This is a genomic window from Streptomyces sp. NPDC058246, assembly GCF_042881985.1.
Classification (GTDB): domain Bacteria; phylum Actinomycetota; class Actinomycetes; order Streptomycetales; family Streptomycetaceae; genus Streptomyces.
Map to the genome: position 1 here is coordinate 287,332 of NZ_JBHVWZ010000007.1, position 20,800 is coordinate 308,131.

The 20,800-nt window shown below is 70.0% G+C and carries 20 protein-coding genes; 12 read left to right on the forward strand and 8 right to left on the reverse strand.

Features of this window, described 5'->3' with window-relative positions; all coding sequences use genetic code 11:
* Window positions 1-12: 12 nt before the first annotated feature.
* On the forward strand, window positions 13-573 hold the full coding sequence (locus ACFVXA_RS13795) for a carboxymuconolactone decarboxylase family protein (protein ID WP_390025072.1): 561 nt from the start codon (window positions 13-15) through the stop codon (window positions 571-573).
* Window positions 574-794: 221 nt separating this feature from the next.
* On the opposite strand, the gene ACFVXA_RS13800 is transcribed toward ACFVXA_RS13795, so the two are convergent.
* From ACFVXA_RS13800 to ACFVXA_RS13810, 3 genes are all read right to left on the reverse strand, one after another.
* Window positions 795-2,282, reverse strand: a complete 1,488-nt coding sequence (locus ACFVXA_RS13800) for a glutamate synthase subunit beta (RefSeq protein WP_362025597.1) — start codon at window positions 2,280-2,282, stop codon at window positions 795-797.
* A gap of 272 nt (window positions 2,283-2,554) precedes the next feature.
* Entirely contained in the window at window positions 2,555-3,034 is a 480-nt protein-coding gene (locus ACFVXA_RS13805; RefSeq protein ID WP_383745495.1) for a DUF1772 domain-containing protein, read from the reverse strand.
* Window positions 3,035-3,246: 212 nt separating this feature from the next.
* Window positions 3,247-3,942 (reverse strand): DUF2293 domain-containing protein, encoded by a 696-nt coding sequence (locus ACFVXA_RS13810; protein WP_383745494.1) that lies wholly within the window; start codon window positions 3,940-3,942, stop codon window positions 3,247-3,249.
* A gap of 126 nt (window positions 3,943-4,068) precedes the next feature.
* Here ACFVXA_RS13810 and ACFVXA_RS13815 point away from each other — a divergent pair, with 126 nt between their 5' ends.
* From ACFVXA_RS13815 to ACFVXA_RS13825, 3 genes are all read left to right on the forward strand, one after another.
* Window positions 4,069-4,710: a uridine kinase gene (locus ACFVXA_RS13815; RefSeq protein WP_362025606.1), complete on the forward strand. Its 642-nt coding sequence runs from the start codon at window positions 4,069-4,071 to the stop codon at window positions 4,708-4,710.
* A gap of 130 nt (window positions 4,711-4,840) precedes the next feature.
* Complete coding sequence (locus ACFVXA_RS13820) at window positions 4,841-5,254, forward strand: PPOX class F420-dependent oxidoreductase (RefSeq protein WP_389757922.1); 414 nt, start codon at window positions 4,841-4,843, stop codon at window positions 5,252-5,254.
* Window positions 5,255-5,412: 158 nt separating this feature from the next.
* On the forward strand, window positions 5,413-5,841 hold the full coding sequence (locus tag ACFVXA_RS13825) for a CBS domain-containing protein (protein ID WP_362025612.1): 429 nt from the start codon (window positions 5,413-5,415) through the stop codon (window positions 5,839-5,841).
* Between the two features lie 173 nt (window positions 5,842-6,014).
* Here the strand turns inward: ACFVXA_RS13825 and corA are convergent, their stop codons facing one another.
* Entirely contained in the window at window positions 6,015-7,142 is a 1,128-nt protein-coding gene (corA, locus tag ACFVXA_RS13830) for a magnesium/cobalt transporter CorA (RefSeq protein ID WP_362025615.1), read from the reverse strand.
* Between the two features lie 332 nt (window positions 7,143-7,474).
* Between corA and ACFVXA_RS13835 the strand changes: the two genes are divergently transcribed.
* Window positions 7,475-8,266: a methyltransferase domain-containing protein gene (locus tag ACFVXA_RS13835; RefSeq protein WP_362025618.1), complete on the forward strand. Its 792-nt coding sequence runs from the start codon at window positions 7,475-7,477 to the stop codon at window positions 8,264-8,266.
* Window positions 8,267-8,399: 133 nt separating this feature from the next.
* Here the strand turns inward: ACFVXA_RS13835 and ACFVXA_RS13840 are convergent, their stop codons facing one another.
* Together ACFVXA_RS13840 and ACFVXA_RS13845 are read right to left on the reverse strand one after the other, a co-directional pair.
* Complete coding sequence (locus ACFVXA_RS13840) at window positions 8,400-9,299, reverse strand: carbohydrate kinase family protein (RefSeq protein ID WP_384020355.1); 900 nt, start codon at window positions 9,297-9,299, stop codon at window positions 8,400-8,402.
* Window positions 9,300-9,346: 47 nt separating this feature from the next.
* Window positions 9,347-10,252 (reverse strand): pseudouridine-5'-phosphate glycosidase, encoded by a 906-nt coding sequence (locus tag ACFVXA_RS13845; protein ID WP_362025621.1) that lies wholly within the window; start codon window positions 10,250-10,252, stop codon window positions 9,347-9,349.
* Between the two features lie 106 nt (window positions 10,253-10,358).
* On the opposite strand from ACFVXA_RS13845, the gene ACFVXA_RS13850 reads away from it, so the two are divergent.
* Window positions 10,359-10,787 carry a VOC family protein gene (locus tag ACFVXA_RS13850; RefSeq protein WP_362025624.1) on the forward strand — a complete coding sequence of 143 codons (429 nt, stop codon included), beginning with the start codon at window positions 10,359-10,361 and terminating at the stop codon, window positions 10,785-10,787.
* A gap of 261 nt (window positions 10,788-11,048) precedes the next feature.
* Entirely contained in the window at window positions 11,049-11,411 is a 363-nt protein-coding gene (locus ACFVXA_RS13855; RefSeq protein WP_362025627.1) for a cupin domain-containing protein, read from the forward strand.
* A 230-nt stretch (window positions 11,412-11,641) separates the two neighbouring features.
* Here the strand turns inward: ACFVXA_RS13855 and ACFVXA_RS13860 are convergent, their stop codons facing one another.
* Both ACFVXA_RS13860 and ACFVXA_RS13865 read right to left on the reverse strand, forming a co-directional pair.
* Window positions 11,642-12,196 carry a methylated-DNA--[protein]-cysteine S-methyltransferase gene (locus ACFVXA_RS13860; RefSeq protein ID WP_362025740.1) on the reverse strand — a complete coding sequence of 185 codons (555 nt, stop codon included), beginning with the start codon at window positions 12,194-12,196 and terminating at the stop codon, window positions 11,642-11,644.
* A gap of 88 nt (window positions 12,197-12,284) precedes the next feature.
* The gene (locus ACFVXA_RS13865; RefSeq protein WP_384020275.1) at window positions 12,285-13,157 is read right to left on the reverse strand and encodes a glycerophosphodiester phosphodiesterase; all 873 of its coding nucleotides are present in this window, start codon (window positions 13,155-13,157) and stop codon (window positions 12,285-12,287) included.
* Between the two features lie 278 nt (window positions 13,158-13,435).
* On the opposite strand from ACFVXA_RS13865, the gene ACFVXA_RS13870 reads away from it, so the two are divergent.
* The 5 genes from ACFVXA_RS13870 (at window position 13,436) to ACFVXA_RS13890 (ending at window position 20,540) form a co-directional block, all read left to right on the forward strand.
* Entirely contained in the window at window positions 13,436-14,299 is an 864-nt protein-coding gene (locus ACFVXA_RS13870) for an MHYT domain-containing protein (protein WP_390025074.1), read from the forward strand.
* 40 nt (window positions 14,300-14,339) lie between these two features.
* A complete protein-coding gene (gene uvrB / locus ACFVXA_RS13875) occupies window positions 14,340-16,475 on the forward strand; it encodes an excinuclease ABC subunit UvrB (protein ID WP_362025633.1) in 2,136 nt (711 codons plus the stop codon).
* A 160-nt stretch (window positions 16,476-16,635) separates the two neighbouring features.
* A complete protein-coding gene (locus ACFVXA_RS13880) occupies window positions 16,636-17,214 on the forward strand; it encodes a TerD family protein (protein ID WP_054235941.1) in 579 nt (192 codons plus the stop codon).
* 45 nt (window positions 17,215-17,259) lie between these two features.
* Window positions 17,260-19,278 carry a TerD family protein gene (locus ACFVXA_RS13885; RefSeq protein ID WP_383745481.1) on the forward strand — a complete coding sequence of 673 codons (2,019 nt, stop codon included), beginning with the start codon at window positions 17,260-17,262 and terminating at the stop codon, window positions 19,276-19,278.
* A 272-nt stretch (window positions 19,279-19,550) separates the two neighbouring features.
* Window positions 19,551-20,540: a TerC/Alx family metal homeostasis membrane protein gene (locus tag ACFVXA_RS13890; protein ID WP_383745479.1), complete on the forward strand. Its 990-nt coding sequence runs from the start codon at window positions 19,551-19,553 to the stop codon at window positions 20,538-20,540.
* Window positions 20,541-20,800 lie beyond the last annotated feature (260 nt).

The following is a 20,800-nucleotide window of genomic DNA, read 5'->3' on the forward strand; positions in this document are numbered from 1 at the left end:
ACCCGTAGATTCATGGTCATGAGGACGAACACGACGCACACGACGAATCCGATCAACGCGACGGACGCGACGAACACGCAGGCCGGAACCACTGTTGTTCCGGGCGGGGCGGCCGTGGCCGAAAACCTGCGCCTCGACTTCGCGAAGTCCGCCCCGAAGGTCTTCCGGGCCCTCGTCGGCTTCGACGCGGCGGCCCGCGAGGGCCTCGACCCGGCCCTGGTCGAGCTGATCCAGATCCGCGCCTCACACCTCAACCACTGCGCCTACTGCCTCCACATGCACACCAACGACGCCCGCAAAGCCGGTGAGAGCGAGGACCGGCTGCACATGGTCGCGGTGTGGCGCGAGGCCCGGCACTTCTTCACGCCCCGGGAACAGGCGGCTCTCGCGCTGACGGAGGCGGTCACGCGGGTCGCCGACGCGGGCGTGCCCGACGACGTGTACGCGCGTGCCGCCGCCCACTTCGACGAGCAGGAGCTCGCCCACGTGCTGGCCCTGATCCTGACGATCAACACCTGGAACCGGGTGGCGCTGTCGACGGCGAAGGTGGCGGGCACGGACGGGCGCGGCTGACACGTGGGGACGAGGGTCGCTGACGCGCGGGGACGAGCGCCGCTGAGGTGCAGGGACGAGCCCCGGTGACACGCGGGGACGAGCGCCGCTGAGGTGCAGGGACGAGCCCCGTTGACACTCGTGGACGAGGCTCGCCGACGCGCAGGGACAAGCGCCGTCGGCGGGCACGGTTAGGCGGCCGCCGGCGCCCATGGCTTGGCCGGCACATCGCTGTACCGCGCCTACACGGTCATCGGCCGGTCGTAGGGGCCGATCGGGGCCGGCAGGCGCGACGCCCCGGTCAGCGCGCGGTCCACGGCCGCGGCCACCGCGCGGCCTTCGGCGATGGCCCAGACGATGAGGGACTGCCCGCGGGCCGCGTCTCCGGCGGCGTACACCCCGGGGACGTTGGTCGCGAAGTCCGCGTCGCGTGCGATCGTCCCGCGCGGTTCGAGGGTGAGGCCGAGCTGGTCGATCAGGCCGTCGTGGCGGTCGGGGCCGGAGAAGCCGAGTGCGAGCAGCACCAGGTCGGCGGGGAGGGTCCGCCCGGAGCCGGAGACCGGGCGGCGCCGCTCGTCGACCTCGACGACGTGCAGGGAGCGCACATGCCCGTCGGCGTCCCCGGTGAAGCGGAGCGTGGACGCCGCGAAGAGCCGCGCGTCCGCGTCGGCCGCGGGCGCCGTCCCCAGCACGCCGGCTTCCTCGTGCGCGGCGGAGAGCCGGTAGATCTTCGGGTAGGTCGGCCAGGGCTCGACGTCCTCGTCGCGCGCCGCCTCCGGCTGGGCGTAGATGTCCAGCTGGGTCACGGACGCCGCGCGGTCGCGTACCGCCGTCCCCAGGCAGTCGGCGCCCGTGTCACCGCCGCCGACGATCACGACATGCTTGCCGGCCGCGGACAGCGGCGAGACCTCCAGATCGCCCTCGCACACCCGGTCGGCCAGCGGCAGATACTCCATCGCCTGATGGATTCCGCTCAACTCCCGCCCTGGTACGTCCAGTTCACGCCAGGCCGTGGCGCCCACAGCGAGTATCACCGCGTCGTAGCGCGCTCTGAGGTCGGCGGCGCGGATGTCGGTGCCGATCGCCGTCGAGGTACGGAACTTGGTTCCCTCCGCCCGCATCTGCTCCAGTCGCCGGTCCAGGTGGCGCTTCTCCATCTTGAACGCGGGGATCCCGTACCGCAGCAGCCCGCCGATCCGGTCGGCCCGCTCGTACACCGCGACCGTATGGCCGGCCCGCGTCAACTGCTGTGCCGCGGCGAGCCCCGTGGGGCCCGACCCGATCACCGCGATCGTCCGCCCGGAGAGCCGGTCCGGCGGCCGCGGCGGCGTGAAACCGTCCTCCCAGGCGCGGTCGGCGATGGCCACTTCGACGTTCTTGATGGTGACCGCGGGCTGGTTGATCGCGAGGACACAGCCCGCCTCGCACGGCGCGGGACACAACCGACCGGTGAATTCGGGAAAGTTGTTCGTGGCGTGCAGCCGGTCGCTCGCGGCGCGCCAGTCGTCGCGCGAGACGAGGTCGTTCCACTCGGGGATCAGATTGCCCAGCGGGCACGCGTCGTGGCAGAACGGGATGCCGCAGTCCATGCAGCGGTCTGCCTGCTTGTTGATGATCGGCAGCAGCGCACCCGGGACATACACCTCGTTCCAGTCCCGCACCCGCTCCTCGATGGGCCGGCGCGGGTACTCCTCGCGCGGTGTGGTCATGAATCCCTTGGGATCGGCCATGGCCGTCTCCCTCACGTACGCCTGCCGGTACGGAGCCGCGCCGACGGTCGGACGTCATCGGCCCACATCGGCCCACGGCCTTCGGACGGCACTCCTTTCCCGCCACGATACGTCGCCGCCGTCAGCTACGCCGCTCAGCTGCGCGGCACGAGAACCCTCAGGTGAGGGGCTCGCGAGCCGGCAGGGACGAGGGGGAAACGCGCCCTCAGACGAGCGGGTCGGAGATCACAGGCGAGCGGGTCGGGGACCACAGGCGAGCGGGTCAGGAACCCTCATGTGAGCGCCAGGGTGTACGACACTGCCGCGGCGGCCGACGCGACTGTGCGGACGTGGTTCCACATCGTCCACTCACGCACATACGTACGCCAGTACACGGCGGCCTCCGGTGTCCCGGGCTCCATCTTGAGCAGCGCCTCGTTGCGCGGCACATTCGCCACGACCGTCACTCCGAACGACCCGAACAGATACAGCGCGCTGCCCAGCAGCAGCTGCACCGTCCCGTCGTCCGGCAACAGCACGAACGTCACGACGGCGAGCACCGCGCACAGCCCCGCCGACCCGAGGAACACCAGCATGAAGGGCGGTCGCAACGCGGCGACATTGATCGCGTTCATCGCCGCGACCCCCTGCGCCGGCGGCAACTCGGCGAGCCCCCTCATCACGAACGTCGAGAACCCGCAGAACACTCCGGCCACCAGCCCGCAGCCCAGCACCCCCAACACCGTCAGCGCGAAGTACGGTCCATCGATCATGTCCACTCCCGCGTCGCCCCCCCGAAGCCAAAGATCCTGCCCGGCACCAACCGTCACCACAAGTGAAATCCCGCATGGCCACAGTGACCATGGTCGAGCCCCGCAGACGCATACGCGAGCGTCCACAAGCGGACAGGGCGAACTCTGATCCCGGGCCGACGAGGTCGCGAGCCCGCCCGGTCCCGGGGCAGGCGTGACCGGCGGCGCTCCGGTCACGCGGGCGCCGTGAGCTCATCGCGCCACCCCCTGAGCCGCGCCTCCACCACGGCCTCGATCCGGTGCCGCGCTTCGTGCCGCGGCACCCCGCTCATCAGCAACTGGTCGTACGGCGTGTCCGTGTGGCGCACGGACGCCCGGACCGCCGCCGTCACGGCAGCCTCGGAGAGCGCACGGCCTGCCGCGCTGCGCCCGACCCGCCCGCTCCCGCGCACCGAGGCGTGCGCCGCGACCGCCCGGGCCCGGTCTGCCGGGCAGCCGGGAAACAGTCGGCGTATCTCCCGCGCGAAGGCGTCCGTGAACCGAAGATCCTCCGCCTCCCGTCGTCGCGCGTCCCGCACCCGGCGTCGCCGCCGCGCCTCCGCGTCGGCCAGACATCGCTCCTCGGCCCGGGCCAGTGCCGTCTCCTCCACAAGCACGCCCTGCCGCTCGTACCGGCTCCGTCGGCGGTTGAACCGCACCACCACCGCCGACAGCGCACTGCCTTCCCGCGACCTCCGCGTGAGGGCGGTGTCCCCCCGCGGCAGGAACACCAGATGCCCGAGATCCGCGCAGTCCAGACACCGCGGCGCCCCCTCCTCCAGCACCAGCAGTGCCAGAGGCCCGGTCCGGCACTCGGCACAGTGCCGCTTCTTGAGCGGCTGAACGACGAGGAGCCCGGTGCGGTGCGGGGACGTTGCGATCGCTGCCATACGCGGTTCATTCCCCGGTCCCACCCAAGAGCTACGTCGCCGACGAACCCAGGGTGACCTCCGGCCGGCTCCCCGCATCGCACGCGGGCCGCCACGCCCACCGGGACGCTTCCTGATCGCGGCATCATGGGCCCTGTGCGACTTGAAGCGATCACCTGGGAACGGCTCGGCGACCTGCTGGCCGAGCGCCTGCTCGATCTGAAGCCGGACGACGGCAGCCCCTGGCCACGCGTCGCCTTCGACGGGGCGCCGGCCGCCCGCCCGGGCGACCTCGCGCAGCGCGTCTCCGAGGCGCTGCGCATACGCGGCCGGTCCTCTCTCGTCGTCGGGGCGGAGGGCTTCCTGCGCCCCGCGTCGCTCCGGCTCGAGTACGGCCACCAGGACGTCGATGCCTATTACGACGGCTGGTACGACACCGGCGCCCTCTGGCGCGAGGTCTTCGCCCCCCTCGAAGCGGGCGGTAACGGCCACGTCCTCCCCGATCTTTGGGACCCGACCACCGACCGCGCCACCCGCAGCCCCTACGTCCAACTCCCGCCCGACGGCCTCCTGTTGCTGCACGGCCCCCTCCTTCTGCGCCACTGGTTCCCCTTCGACCTCAGCGTTCATGTGCTCCTGTCCCCGGGCGCCCTCCGCCGCCGTACCCCCGAGGCCGAGCACTGGACTCTCCCCGCTTTCGAGCGCTACGAGAGCGAAGCGGACCCCGGCGCCACGGCCGACGTCCTGGTGCGGGCCGACGACCCGCGCCACCCGGCGTGGAACGGCTGATAGGCCCGTCCGCCCGTCCGCCCGTCCGCCCGCCCGCCCGTCCGCCGGTCAGTGATCGGCCGGTCAACTGATCGAAAGTGCCGACCCCTAAAGCCTTTTATATGCACGTGCATGTAGTTAGCCTGTGCCCATGACGCTCTTCGCTGACAACCCGGCCTCCTTCGACGACTCCGTACGCACCCTCCTCGACGGCAAGAACTTCGCCAGCGTCGCCACCCTCGGCCCGGACGGTGCTCCCCAGAACTCGGTGGTCTGGATCAAACGCGAGGCCGACACCGTCCTTTTCTCCTCGACCGCCGGACGCCAGAAGGTGCGCAACCTCCGACGTGACCCCCGTATCAGCCTCTCTGTCTTCGACCTCGCCAACCCTTACACCTCGGTCGAGATCCGCGGCACCGCCGAGATCCTCCCCGACGACGCCAAGCGCCTTCCGTACGAGCTCTCCCACAAGTACCTCGGCATCGATCCTCCGGCGGAGAAGGACGACGAGGTCCGTGTGATCATCCGCGTGGTCCCGAGGAAGATCGTCGGATTCTCGGCCTGACCCGGGCGGGGTGGGAGTGGCGGGGTGAGCCTGGCGGACCCCCTTGGTCACCACTGACTTCCGGGTGCACATCCCTGGGGACGCGGCAAGAATGTAGGACGCCGGGACTAGCGGTGTGTTCCGCGCCGCGCCGGCCGTCCGGCACCGGGAGGTACTTCATGACCACCGCCGGAGAAATCATGCACCGTGGTGCCCAGTGGATACCCGCTCACGAGACCCTGGACCGCGCCGCCCAGCTGATGCGCGAGCTCAACGTGGGCGCCCTGCCCATCAGTGACGAGAACGAACGGCTCTGCGGCATCCTCACGGACCGCGACATCGTCGTCGGCTGCGTGGCCATGGGCCACGACCCGGCACGGGTCACCGCGGGCGAGCTGGCCCAGGGCACTCCGCGCTGGATCGAGTCCGGCGCCGATGTCGGCGAGGTGCTCCAGGAGATGAAGGGGCACCAGATCCGCCGACTCCCCGTGATCGAGAACAAGCGACTGGTCGGCATGATCAGCGAGGCCGACCTGGCCCAGCACCTGACGGACGAACAACTCGCCGCCTGGGTCGAGAGCGTCTACGCGAGGGGCGCGACGAGCTGACCTCGTCGGTTCTCCCCCCACTCCCGGAAGGACCGGGAGATCCGCTCGATCCGGGCGCTCCCGGAAGGACCGGGAGACCCGCTCGACCCGCGCGACTCTGATCCCGCTGTCCAGCCGCTCCCGCATATGAGTGCGCGCTCTCGTCCGGCCCGCGGTGCCGGGCGAGGGGCGTCTCAGAGCCAGCCGTTGCGCCTGAATCCCCGGTACAGCACGAGGCAGGCCAGGGATATCACGCCGATGACGATGGGGTAGCCGAACCTCCAGTGCAGCTCCGGCATGTTGTCGAAGTTCATGCCGTACACCCCGCAGACCATCGTCGGTACGGCGATGACGGCCGCCCATGCCGTGATCTTGCGCATGTCCTCGTTCTGCGCCACCGTCACCTGCGCGAGGTGCGCCTGCAGGATCGAGTTGAGCAGTTCGTCGAAGGCGGCGATCTGCTCGGTGACCCGCAGCAGATGGTCGGAGACGTCCCGGAAGTAGGCCTGTATCTCCGGGTCGACCACTCGTATCGGCCGAGTCGAGAGCTCCTGGACCGGGCGGGCGAGCGGGACCACGGCTCGCTTCAGCTCAAGGAGTTCACGCTTGAGCTGGTAGATGCGCCCGGCGTCGGCCCGTGCGCCGTTCTCGGCGAACACGTCGGCCTCGACCTGGTCGATGTCCGCCTGGACCGAATCCGTGACGTTCACATAGTCGTCGACCACGTGGTCCGCGATCGCGTGCAGTACCGCGGCCGGCCCCTTGGAGAGCTGATACGTGTCGGCTTCCAATTCCTCGCGCAGCGGTCCCAGGGAGCCATGCCGCCCATGTCGCACGGTGATGACGAAGTCGGGCCCGACGAAGACCATGATCTCGCCGGTGTTCACCACCTCGCTGGTCGCCGTCAGTTCCTTGTGCTCGACGTAGCAGACCGTCTTGAACACGGCGAACAGTGTGTCGCCGTAGCGCTCGAGCTTCGGGCGCTGATGTGCCTCGACCGCGTCTTCGACGGCCAGGGGGTGCAGGTCGAAGAGCTCGGCGATGCCGGCGAACTCCTGGTCCGTCGGTTCGTGCAGTCCGAGCCAGACGAATCCCTCGTCGCTCTTGCGGATCCGCTCCACGGTGTCCACCAGATCGCGGCCCCCGGGGACTCGGGTGCCGTCCTGGTAGGCGACGCAGTTCACCACCGCGGAGCCCAGCGGAGACCGGGCGGGGTGACTCAGGTCGACACGGGTGCGCCGCCGTGTCAGCCGCGCCACCTTGCGGAGGCCGCCGACCGCCCCGAGGGTCGTGACCTTCCGCAGATTCACTGCCATGGACATCTGGATCTCCTCGCGTGCATCTCCTCGCGCCGCACTTTGCGCCTTGGCGCGCCAGTCTGCCAGGCCTGATCAAGTCCCGGAAAAGCCTGTGGGAATGGAACATTCCGTTCCGCGACTTGCTGATTGCGCTCGCTTGCGTGTGTGTTTGGGTTTGGGCTTTGGCTTGCGCTTGAGCGGGTAGGCGTCGTCGGCGGATCGCGCAGGTGCCGACGGCAGGACCGTCGGCGGAGTGCGCGATCCGTCGACGGCATGACCGTCGACGGATCGCGCAGGTGTCGACAACGGGAGCGTCGGCGATTCCGGACAAGCTGCCCAACTGGGATGATCGCCTCATGACGCGAACCGACGGGTATCTCCTCGACAACCGACAGACCGAGGCGGGGCAGCGCTTCGACGCCTTCGCCGCTCTCTTCGACCCCACGACGTTCCGGCACATCGAGCGCTTCGGCATCGGGTCCGGCTGGCGCTGCTGGGAGGTCGGCGCGGGCGGCACGTCCGTGGTGTCCTGGCTGGCCAAGAAGGTCGGCCCGACCGGGCGGGTCGTCGCGACCGACATCGACACCTCGTGGGCGGCCTCCGCGGCCCGCCCGCCGGTCGAGCTCCGCGTCCACGACGTGGGTGCCGAGGAACCGCCGGGGGACGGCTTCGACCTCGTGCACGCCCGGCTCGTCCTCGTCCATGTGCCCGACCGTGAACGGGCGTTGCGGTCGATGATCAAGGCCCTGCGGCCCGGCGGCCGTCTTCTCGTCGAGGACGCCGACCCCGCACTGCAGCCCCTGCTCTGCCCCGACGAGTCCGGCCCCGAACAGCAGCTCGCGAACCGGCTGCGCCAGGGCTTCCGCAGTCTGCTCGCTGAGCGCGGCGCCGACCTCGCGTACGGCCGCAAGCTCCCGCGTCTGCTCCGCCAGGCGGGGCTGCGCGGCGTGGAGGCCGATGCGTACTTCCCCGTCACCTCGCCGGCCTGCGCCGCCCTGGAGTCCGCGACGATCCGCCAGATCCGCGACCAGCTCGTCACCGCGGGCCTGGCCACCCACCAGGACATCGACCGCCACCTGTCCAACGTCGCCACCGGCTCCATGGACCTGGCGACCGCGCCGATGATCTCGGCGTGGGGACGTAAGTAGGAGAGGTGGAGCTGGGGAGAGGGGGCAGAGACGGAAAGGGAGCCGGCACCCGCTGCGCGCGGGGCCCGGGCACGCCGCGTTGACGTGGGCGGGGCGGGAGCACGGGTCACACGCCCCCGTGCGCGGTACGCCGTCACGGCCCCGTGGGCGGTCGCCCCCCGACCCGCTCCACCGCCGTCGCCCCCGCCCCGCACCCCTCGGCCGCCGCCTCCTCGGGTTCCGCGCCCCCGAGCAGGGCGGCGAGGAACGCCCCGGTGAAGGCGTCGCCGGCGCCCGTGGTGTCGCGGGGGGTGGCGGGTAGCGCGGGGACATGGGCACGGACGGTTCCGGAGCGGGCGACCACGGCCCCGTCGGCGCCCTGCTTGGCGACGACCAGGGGGACGTGACGGCTCAATTTGGCCGCCGCGTCGGCGGGATCGGGCAGCCCCGTCAGCAGGTACGCCTCGTCACGGCTGGGCAGCAGGACATCTACGCCGTCGACGAGTTCGAGGAAGCGGTCCACCCCCAACTCGGTGAGGAACCCAGCGGACGCCGGGTCCAGGCTCACCCGTACGCCACGCGCGCGTGCCGACTCCAGTGCCACCGACACCAGCGCCCGGCTCGGCTCGGAGAAGAACAGGTAGCCCGACAGATGCAGGTGCGCGACACCGTCGAGCAGCGCCGGTGACCAGTCCTCGGGTGCGAGCCGCAGGGACGCCCCGCTGTCCGTGAGGAACGTACGCTCCGCCGAAGCGCCCGTGTCCACCAGGCAGATCACCGTCCCCGTCGGTGCCTCCGGATCGACGACGAGAAGGGGACGTACACCGCAGGCCACGAGCTCGCGCTCGTGCCACGCGGCCGCGTCCGCTCCCACCCGGCCGAGCAGCCGTACGTCCGCGCAACCCGAATGCGCCGCCCAGCAGGCGACATTGGCGCCTGCGCCGCCCGGCAGGGTGCGGATCGCGGCGGCCGTGTCGGTGCCCGCGGCGAGCGGTCCGCGGTGCCGGGCGACGACATCCGTGACCACGTCCCCGACGACGAGCAGGGCGCCCATGGACACCCGTGGGTCCGGCCCGGCGGCGCCCCCGCGATCCGTCCCGCTCACGCCCCGGCCCAGGCCGCAGCGATCCGCGCAGCGAGCCGTACGTTGCCGCGCACCGCCGCCAGGTTGGCGCTCAGCGAGGCGCCATCGGTGTGCCGCACCAGATAGTCGAGCAGGAACGGCGTCACGGCCTGCCCGGTCACGCCCGCCGCCTCGCACGCGTGCAGCGCGTCGGCGAGCACGCGCGCGTGGAGCGCGGGATCGAGCTGCTCCTCTTCAGGGACAGGGTTCGCGACGATGAGCGCCGACTCGGGAGCGTCCAGCGCGTCCTGCGCGCGCATGACATCCGCCACCTGCCCCGGCGACTCCAGCGTCCAGTCGACCGGATAGCCGGAGTCGGACAGATAGAAGCCGGGGAAGCGTTCCGTGCCGTACCCGGCGACCGCCACGCCCAGCGTCTCCAGGCGTTGCAGGGTCGCGGGCACGTCCAGAATCGACTTCACGCCCGCGCACACCACCGTGATCCGGGTGCGCGCCAGCAGGCCCAGGTCGGCCGACTCGTCCTGGGTCACCGTCCACTCCCGGTGCACTCCGCCGAGCCCACCCGTCGCGAACACCCGTACGCCCGCGCTCGCTGCCAGCAGGGCCGTCGCGGACACGGTCGTCGCGCCGCTCGCGCCCGCCGCCACCGCGAGCGGCAGATCGCGGTGCCCCAGCTTGCGGATCCCGTCCTCGTTCGCGACGCGTTCCAGCTGCTCTTTGTCCAGGCCAACGTGGGGCTGCCCGTCGAGCACGGCGATCGTCGCGGGGACGGCACCCTCGTGCCGTACGACATCCTCCAGCTCCAGCGCGACCTGCAGATTGCGCGGGCGCGGCAGCCCGTGGGCGATGATCGTCGACTCCAGGGCCACCACCGGCCGGTGCGCGTCGAGCGCCTCCCGCACCTCTTCGGACAACGCGATCACGTGTCTGCCTCCTGTCGGTCGACGTTCGTCGGTCTCTGGATCTCTGGCGGGCGGCGCGCCCGGCCAAACCCTTGCGACCTGCGGCGTACGACACCAGCCTGGGGGCATGACGGACAACTCGACACGTCTCGACCATGTCGTCCTCTGGGTGCGTGATCCGGTGGCGTCGGCCGACTTCTACGAGAAGGCGGTCGGCCTGGAGCCCCTGCGAGTCACCGAATTCGCCGCCGGAAAGGCGTCGTTCCCCTCCGTGCGACTCAATGATGAGACCATTTTCGACCTCGCGCCCCTGCCTCTGGCGGAGTACATGAACATGGTCCCCGGAGGGGCCGACAGTGCCGGGCACCCGGTCAACCACGTGTGCCTGTCCCTCCGGGGAGGCGATTTCGAAGCGCTGCGGGCACGTCTGGAGGAGCGGTCCGTCCCCCTCTCGGGCTTCTCGTACGACTCCTACGGTGCTCGTGGGATGGCCAAACGCAGCTTCTACTTCCGTGACCCGGACGGAAACGTCTTCGAGGCACGGCACTACGACTAGCGGTACGACCAGCACGCGCGCAGCGCTCGGGCAGCTCTCGGGCAGGAGGAAAGGGTGCTCCCACGCGCGCGGGAGCACCCTTCCGGGAGTGAGGCTTTGCGCCGAGAGCGATGGCTTCGCGCCCACCCAGCCGCCCATGCCGACTCAGCCGTACGCCGCCCTCGGACGAGCCGGGTTGACGTCCAGGCGGATGCCGGTCTGGCGCTCCTGGGGCCACCCTCCGCGCGAGGCCTGTCTCGGGTGCCTTTAGGGTGACCGCTCATGACCATGAACTCGCAGGCCACCCCGTCCTTCGCCGTGCACATCCCCGACGCCGAGCTGGAACCGGAGCCTCTCGACCCGGCCCAGATCGTCTCCGGCGACCCGGTCGTGACGGGCAAGGTGCTGTGGGAGTCCGCCGACGGCAAGCAGCTGCGCGGCATCTGGCAGATCACGCCCGGCGTGGTGACCGACACGGAGGCGAACGAGCTGTTCGTCGTGGTCAGCGGCCGCGCCACGATCGAGGTCGAGGGCGGCGACGTCATCGAGGTGGGCCCGGGCGACGCGGCGATCCTGCGCGAGGGCGACCGCACGACCTGGACCGTGCATGAGACGCTCCGCAAGGCGTACCACATCAGCCTCTGAAGCCCCGAGAGCGGCCCATGGGCCTCCCGGGACTTCAGAGGCCCCACGGCCTCTCACCGGGAAGACGTGCTCCGCCAGGATCAGGGCAGAGCCGTCGGACCTGCGGTCCGGATTTCAGGGGAGAGCCGTCGGAGCAGCGGCTCCGGATCAAGGAAACCCGTCAGACCTGTGGTCCGGATTTCCGGGCAGAGCCCTCGGGAACACCGGCTCCCGATCATGGGAGAGCGCCGTCAGAACAGCGGCTCCGGAAGGACACCCTCCAGCGCGAGCAGCTTCCGCTTGGTCTCCAGACCGCCCCCGAAGCCGCCGATGCCGCCGTCGCTCTCGACCACCCGGTGGCACGCCACGACGACCGGCAGTGGATTCGAGCCCATGGCCACCCCCACGGCCTGCGCCGCACCCGGCTGGCCGACCCGCCCGGCCAGATCGCCGTAGCCCACGACCGAGCCGTACGGGACGCCGGACGCCAGCTCACGCAGCACCTGCCGGTTGAACCCGGAGATCAGCGACCAGTCGAGGGGCAGCTCGAAGTCGCGCCGCTCGCCCGCGAAGTACGCCGCGACCTGGCGTATCGCCTCGGCCAGCAGCGGGGACTCGGGTGCCTCGACGGGCTCGCTGCCCAGTCGCGACGCGAGCCGGTCGAGCGCCTTCTCACGCACCGCGTCCGTGGCGTGGAACACCACGTTCACCAGCCCGTCGCGTGTCGCCGCCAGCAGCAGCGGACCGATGTCCGTGGCCACGACGGTCCACACGACCTGCTGCTCGTACTCCCCATGGCTGTCCATGCGACCCACCGTACGGCCCGCCACTGACAACGCCCGTGGCGCGGACGCCGGAGCGCCTTCGCACCACGGGCGAGGGAACAGCGGGCAGCTACCGCAGTGCCCCTTGGACCACGTCGGGCACGTTGGTGATGATGCCGGCCACGCGCAAGCCGGCCACCCGCCGGGCAGTAGTCGCGTCGTTCACGGTCCAGGCGAAGACCTCCATGGGCCTGCCGTGCGGTCCGTGGAGCACGTGGACGGCGGAGACGTAATCGGACGAGAGGGAGGTGTGATCCGAATTGATCTGATCGGCGAATCGGGCGTACTGCGGGAGCTGGGCGATCGGCGGCGTGCCCAGGAAGGCCGTCGTGATCCCGGGGCGCAGATCGTGGACCGCCCGCACACTGTCCGCGCTGAAGCTCTGGACGATCAACCTGCTCTTCAGATGCGCCGGATCGAGCCAGCCCTCGTTGCTCAGGAGCTTGAGGGTCTGTTGCTCGATGCCCGGATAGAGCTGGGGGTTCTTGATCTCCAGGACGAGCTTCTGGTGGTTGTGCGAGACGCGGCTCATGTACTGCTTCAGCGTGGGCAAGCGCGCGCCCGCGTACCTGGGGCCGAACCAGCTCCCGGCGTCCAGGCGAGCGATCTCCGCGGCGGTGAAGTCCTTGACCTTCCAGGGAGCCCGCTGGGGATAGAGCTGCTCGACATCGGTCGTACGCGCCAGCGAAGCATCGTGGAGGACGACGAGCTCACCGTCCTTGGTGCGCTGGACGTCGTTCTCGACCCAGAGGAATCCCATCGCGGCCGCCTTGTCGATGGCGGCCAGGGTGTTCTCGGGCGCGTAGGCGGAGGCGCCGCGGTGGGAGACGATCACCAGGTCGGTGCTCCGCACCGCCCCGGCCCGGGCGTGTGGGCCGGGCAGTATCAGAACGGTGCCCCCCAGAAGCGCGACGGTCGTGGCGGCGGCTACGCGCGCGTGCATGCGTACTCCTCACGTCGAGCGATCACGTACAGCACCAGACTGACAGCAGAGGGTAAGTGAAAGAGGCGTGTCGGAGGGGCGCAGATTGAAAGGAGTTGTCCAAGTCCGCTCACTGGCGCCGCACAGGTGGGGCGGGGCTGTGATTCTTTGCCGGAAAATCGTTCGACCAATCCGGTGGGAGTCATACTCTCTGCCTCGGCCCCGTCCGCTCTTGCGGTCCCGAGGGTGGGGACATTCCGGGGTTTTTCAGGGCAACAGGGCGGAAAGGGCAGCCGCGCATGCAGGGCACCGTCGACGGCTTCACTTACGGACTCGTCACACCGCTGGTGGCGTACCTCATGGCCTGCCTGGGCGGAGCGCTGGGCCTGCGCTGCACCACCAGATCGATGCTCGTCGCCCGCTCCTGGCGCGCCGGCTGGCTCGCGCTCGGCTCCGCCGCGATCGGCTCCGGCATATGGACCATGCACTTCATCGCGATGATGGGGTTCACGGTCAAGGAGGCCCCGGTCCACTACGACAAGCCGACGACGTTCGCGAGCCTGGGCGTGGCCATCGTGATGGTCGGCGTCGGGATCTTCATCGTCGGCTACCGGGGGGCCACCGGAACGGCGCTCTTCACCGGAGGCACCCTCACAGGTCTGGGCGTCGCCTCGATGCACTACCTGGGCATGGCCGGCATGCGCCTCAACGGGAAGCTCGAATACAACACACTCACCGTTTCCGCCTCGGTCGTCATAGCCGTCGCCGCCGCCACCACCGCTCTGTGGGCGGCGGGACAGGTCCGCGGATTCCTCTGGAGCGTGGGCGCCAGCCTCGTCATGGGGCTCGCCGTCAGCGGCATGCACTACACCGGCATGGCCGCCCTCAGCGTGCATCTGCACGGCTCGACCAGCACCCCCGGCGGCGACTCACCGGCCGCCCTGCTCGCGCCCATGATGATCGGCCCGCTGGTCTTTCTCTGTCTGGCGGGCGTCGTGGTGATGTTCGACCCGATGATGGTCATGGGCAAGCCCGACTGGAGGCCCGCGGAGAAGAGGCCGGGCATCCCGGCGCACCCGGTCGTCCCGCACACCCGCCGTCCGTCGCCCCGCCCGTGGCGGAACCGTGGACACCGCGGTTCCCGCGCTCCGCAGAGCTGGTGATCCGGCCCCGTTGTCAGTGCGGGGTCGTACGGTTGACTTCATGCGGCCCGTATCCAAGATCGAACGTTCGGTGGCGCCCTTCGAGGTCGTCAGCCCCTACCGGCCCAGTGGTGACCAACCCACGGCCATCGCCGAGCTCGAAAAGCGCGTTCGCGCAGGTGAGAAGGATGTCGTCCTGCTGGGTGCGACCGGCACCGGCAAGTCCGCCACCACGGCGTGGATGATCGAGAAGCTCCAGCGCCCCACCCTGGTGATGGCCCCGAACAAGACCCTGGCCGCCCAGCTGGCGAACGAGTTCCGCGAGCTGCTCCCGAACAACGCGGTCGAGTACTTCGTCTCGTACTACGACTACTACCAGCCCGAGGCATACGTCCCGCAGTCGGACACCTACATCGAGAAGGACTCCTCGATCAACGAGGAGGTCGAGCGGCTGCGCCACTCCGCGACCAACTCGCTGCTGACACGCCGGGACGTCGTCGTGGTCGCCTCGGTCTCCTGCATCTACGGCCTGGGCACACCGCAGGAGTACGTGGACCGGATGGTCTCGCTCAAGGTCGGCGACGAGATCGACCGTGACGACCTGCTGCGCCGCTTCGTCGACATCCAGTACACGCGCAACGACATGGCGTTCGCGCGCGGCACCTTCCGGGTGCGCGGCGACACCATCGAGATCTTCCCGGTCTACGAGGAGCTGGCCGTCCGCATCGAGATGTTCGGCGACGAGATCGAGGCCCTCTCCACGCTGCACCCGCTCACCGGTGAGGTCATCAGCGACGACAACCAGGTCTATGTGTTCCCGGCGTCCCACTACGTGGCGGGCCCCGAGCGCATGGAGCGCGCCGTGAACGACATCGAGAAGGAGCTGGGGGAGCGCCTCGCCGAGCTGGAGAAGCAGGGCAAGCTCCTGGAGGCCCAGCGCCTGCGTATGCGCACGACGTACGACCTCGAGATGCTCCGCCAGATCGGCTCCTGCTCCGGTGTCGAGAACTACTCGATGCACTTCGACGGCCGCGAACCAGGCTCCCCGCCGAACACGCTGATCGACTACTTCCCGGACGACTTCCTGCTCGTCATCGACGAGTCGCACGTCACCGTGCCCCAGATCGGCGCGATGTACGAGGGCGACGCGTCCCGCAAGCGCACCCTCGTGGACCACGGCTTCCGGCTGCCGTCCGCGCTGGACAACCGCCCCCTGAAGTGGGAGGAGTTCCAGGAGCGCATCGGCCAGACGGTCTACCTCTCCGCCACCCCGGGGCAGTACGAGCTCTCCCGCTCCGACGGCCAGGTCGAGCAGATCATCCGCCCCACCGGCCTGATCGACCCCGAGGTCGTCGTCAAGCCCACCGAGGGCCAGATCGACGACCTGGTGCACGAGATCCGCAAGCGCACCGAGAAGGACGAGCGCGTCCTGGTCACCACGCTCACCAAGAAGATGGCCGAGGACCTCACCGACTACTTCCTGGAACTCGGCATCCAGGTGCGCTATCTCCACAGCGACGTCGACACCCTGCGCCGCGTCGAGCTGCTGCGCGAGCTGCGCGCCGGGGAATACGACGTCCTGGTCGGCATCAACCTCCTGAGGGAGGGCCTCGACCTGCCCGAGGTCTCCCTGGTGGCCATTCTCGACGCCGACAAGGAGGGCTTCCTGCGGTCGGGCACCTCGCTGATCCAGACCATCGGCCGCGCGGCCCGCAACGTCTCCGGCCAGGTCCACATGTACGCCGACAAGGTCACCCCGGCGATGGAGAAGGCCATCGAGGAGACCAATCGCCGGCGGGAGAAGCAGGTCGCGTACAACAAGGAGCGGGGCCTCGACCCGCAGCCCCTGCGCAAGAAGATCAACGACATCGTGGCGCAGATCGCCCGCGAGGACGTCGACACGGAGCAGTTGCTCGGCTCGGGCTACCGCAGCGCGAAGGACGGCAAGGGTGCCAAGGCTCCCGTGCCCTCGCTGGGAACCAAGGCGGCCAAGTCCGCCAAGGGCAAGAGCAAGACCAAGGAGACGGTGCCGACCGACCGCCCGGCAGCCGAACTCGCCGAGCAGATCGAGGAGATGACAGCGCGGATGCGCGCTGCCGCGGCCGACCTCCAGTTCGAGATCGCGGCCCGGCTGCGTGACGAGGTCTCCGAGATGAAGAAGGAGCTGCGCCAGATGAAGGAGGCGGGCATCGCCTGACACCCTCACGGGCGGTGCCGGACCTCGGCACGGGCGCGCTGTGTTGCAAGACCGACACAAAGCGCGCCCCAGGGTTCGGCACTGTCAGTGCCGCTGCGTAGTGTTCTGGTCATCCGCGGACTCCGCGGCAACAGGGGACAGTTCGAGAGGGGAACAGCGCGTGACGGTCAACATGACCAAGGGTCAGGCCATCAGTCTGCAGAAGAACGACGGGGGCACCCTGACCGCGGTGCGCATGGGGCTTGGCTGGCAGGCGGCTCCCCGCCGCGGCCTGTTCGGCTCGCGCACCCGGGAGATCGACCTCGACGCGTCCGCCGTGCTGTTCGCGGACAAGCAGCCCGTCGACGTGGTGTTCTTCCGCCACCTCGTCAGCGACGACGGCTCCGTACGGCACACGGGTGACAATCTCGTCGGCGGCGTGGGCCAGGGCGGCGACGACGAGGCGATCCTCGTCGACCTGCAGCGCGTCCCGGTCCACATCGACCAGATCATCTTCACCGTGAACTCCTTCACCGGGCAGACGTTCCAGGAAGTGCAGAACGCGTTCTGCCGTCTGGTCGACGAGACGAACGGTCAGGAGCTGGCGCGCTACACGCTCGCGGGCGGCGGCCAGTACACGGCCCAGATCATGGCGAAGGTGCACCGCGCGGGCCCGGGCTGGCAGATGACGGCTCTGGGTACGCCGGCCAACGGGCGCACGTTCCAGGACCTGATGCCCGCGATCCTGCCGCACCTGTAGGCAGCTCGGGGCGCACCGTACGAAGCGACATAGGGGGACAAGGCGATGACGGCCGAGCTGGTCCGGGGGCAGAACCATCCGCTCTCGCAGGTCCGTCTTGAGGTCCGGGTTTCGGCCGGCAAACCGGTCGTGGTGGGTGCCACGCTCGGCGACGAGCAGGGCAAGGTCCGCGGTGTCGAGTGGGTGGCCCACCCGGGCGCGCCCACGCTGCCCGGACTGGAGGTCTCCAAGCAGGCGGCGGCCGACCACCGTCTGGCCTTCGACCTGGACGCCCTGCCCGTCAGCGTGCACCGGGTCAATGTGCTGCTCGCGCTGCCGTCCGGCGTCGGCGGTCCGGTCCGGTTCGGCGCCGTCGCCGCCCCCTTCGTCGCGGTCACCGGCCTGGACGGCTCCGAGGTCGCCAGCTACACCCTCACGGGTCTGGACGCCGAGTCCGCCGTGGTCGCCCTCGAGCTCTACCGCAGGCAGGGCGCCTGGAAGGTTCGCGCGGTCGGCCAGGGCTATGCGGGCGGCCTCGCCGAACTCCTCACCGACCAGGGCCTGCCCGAGGCTCAGCAACTCGCCGGCAGCATCCACGAGGCGGTGGCTCACGGCCTGGCCCGCTCGGTCGCGGCGCCCCCGCCCCGTACGCCTGACGGGGACCGGTCACGACAGGCGGCCGCGTCGACGACAGGACCGGACCAGCCGTACCCCGGACCCCAGGCCGCCGCCGGGAACGGAGCGCAGGGCGGCCAGTCCTCGTCTCCGTACGACACGCCAGGTCCGCAAGGCTCCGCGGTGCCGCAGGGAAGCCACCCCTCGGACCCCTCCGCGGTCACCCAGCCCGCCGCTCCCACGGCGGGCGGCTCGGTCAACTACAGCCACCCCGGACGGCAGACCGCGGCCCCGCCTCCGCCCCCGCCGACCGCACCACCGGCTCCGCCCGGGCAGCCCGCACAGCCCGTCGCGGGCGACGCGACCGGCTGGTCCATGGAAGAGCGGCTCTACAACCAGGTGTGGGGCATGTTCGAGGACCTGGCCCGCACCACCGCCGCGTATCGCAGTGCCGTCGACTTCGCCGACTCGCGGATGGAGCAGGAGCTCGACAGGGTCCTGTCCGACCCGCGCAGCCGGATCGGCGGCCAGGGCGACGCCGCGCGCGAGGCGGCCCGGGCCAAGCACGCCGATCTGGTCGACCAGGCACGCGCGGCGCTCGACCGGGACCTCGCCCAGCTCACCGCCGAAGTTGAGGTCGTCGAGCCCGCGCTGCCTCCGGCGTACGCGCGCTGGGACAACCCGGTCTGGCACGCCTACCGGGCGCCGATGGAGATCCCCATGGCACTGCGCCTCGGCGATCTCCATCTGCCCGAGAGCGACGGCCTGAGTATCCCGATGCTGGTCAGGCTGCCGCTGGAGCGCGGGCTGTGGATAGACAGCGGCCGCTCCGGCCTCGAAGACTCGCTCGCCGACTCCGATGAGCTGCGACGCCTTGCCATGGACACGGCTGTGGCGCACGCCGCGCGACTGCTCGCCGTCTATCCGGCGGGCGAGTTCACGGTGCATGTCATCGACGCGGCCGGTGCGGGTGCCGCGTCTCTGACGCCGCTGGTGCAGTCCGGGGTGCTCGACGGCCCGCCCGCCGTCGGTGCCGTGGGGGTGGCTGACGTCCTGGCCCGGCTCACCCAGCGCGTCGACCTGGTGCAGATGGCGGTGCGCGGCGGAGCGGCCGACTCACTGCCGCCGGGCTTCGACACCGCCGAGCAACTGCTGATCGTCAACGACTTCCCGCACGGCTTCGACGACCGCGCCGTGACCCAACTGCGCTATCTCGCGGACGAGGGCCCTGCCGTCGGCGTCCATCTGATGATGGTGGCCGACCGCGAGGACGCCGCCGCCTACGGGCCGCTGCTCGATCCGCTCTGGCGTTCGCTGATGCGCCTCACCCCGGTACCCGACGACCACTTGGCCGACCCGTGGGTCGGCCACGCCTGGACATACGAGCCTGCCCTTGTGCCCTCGGGCAGCCAGGTGCTCCAGCAGGTGCTCGCACAGGTGGCGGCGGCCCGCCGTTCCTGGAACCGCTGACGTCTCAAAGATGCGCCAAGGGTCTTTCGTCAAGCGTCAGTAAACCGCTCTGACCAGGAGACTTGGTCTTTCTTTTACTAACTGCTTTACCTTTCCTTGGTGATTCGGGTACTCTTTTCCGTACGGAGGGGAGTACTCCCTACCTGCTGCGGCGTACCCGTCAATACGGATCAGGCCAGATCCCGGGGCGTCGGCCCGTGAACGCCACGGGTGGAAGAGACCTCCGGTAGCGACGACGCTGAAATCTGCCGTTACGTACTGCCGGAGGCGCAGTGGATGTTTCCCTGACCCTGTGGGTCCTGACCATCGTGGGTCTCGCGGCCCTGATCGCGGTCGACTTCTTCATCGGCCGCAAGCCGCACGACGTATCGATCAAGGAAGCCGGAATCTGGACCATCGTCTGGATCGTCCTGGCCGGACTGTTCGGACTCGGACTGCTCATCTTCTCCGGCGGCGAGCCCGCCGGAGAGTTCTTCGCCGGCTTCATCACCGAGAAGTCGCTGAGCGTCGACAACCTCTTCGTCTTCGTCCTGATCATGGCGAAATTCGCGGTGCCCTCGCAGTACCAACAGCGAGTGCTGCTCGTCGGAGTGCTCATAGCCCTCGTCCTGCGCGCGATATTCATCGCCGCGGGAGCCGCGATCATCGCGAGCTTCGCGTGGGTCTTCTACATCTTCGGCGCCTTCCTCATCTACACCGCCTGGAAGCTGATCCAGGAGGCCCGGGCCGACGAGGAGGACGAGGAGTTCGAGGAGAACCGGCTGCTCAAGGCCGCCGAGCGACGCTTCGGCGTGGCCGACCGGTACCACGGCACCAAGCTGTGGATCCAGCAGAACGGCAAGCGCGTCATGACGCCGATGCTGGTCGTGATGCTGGCGATCGGCACCACCGATGTGCTCTTCGCGCTGGACTCGATCCCCGCGATCTTCGGTCTGACTCAGGACCCGTACATCGTCTTCACGGCCAACGCGTTCGCGCTGATGGGGCTGCGCCAGCTGTACTTCCTCATCGGCGGCCTGCTCAGGAAGCTGGTCCACCTCAGCTACGGCCTGTCGGTGATCCTCGGCTTCATCGGCGTCAAGCTGGTGCTGCACGCCCTGCACGAGTCCGGCGTCCATGTCCCCGAGATCTCCATCCCGGTCTCGCTCGGCGTGATCTGCGCGGTCCTGGTGGTCACCACGATCACCAGTCTGATCGCCTCCAAGAAGCAGGCGGCGCTGAACGACGCCAAGAGCGCGCCGAAGGACAGCGTCGACGTCTGATCCCCCGGCCGGGGCGGCGACCACCCCCGGGAGCGGTGTACGGCGCATTGCCGGCCACCGCTCCCGGTGCTTGTGCGGGCTCCGAGCGTCCGCCGGCCAGGCGCCCCGCCGGGGGACGGCGGAGCGTTCGCCCGCGAGATTCACCTTCGCCGGACGGCCGCCCTTCACCGACCGCAACCCACGGGAGATGACCGATGCGACGTACGGGAGACGACCGAGCAGACGTGGCGATTCCCGGAACGGGACCTCCTCGGCCATAC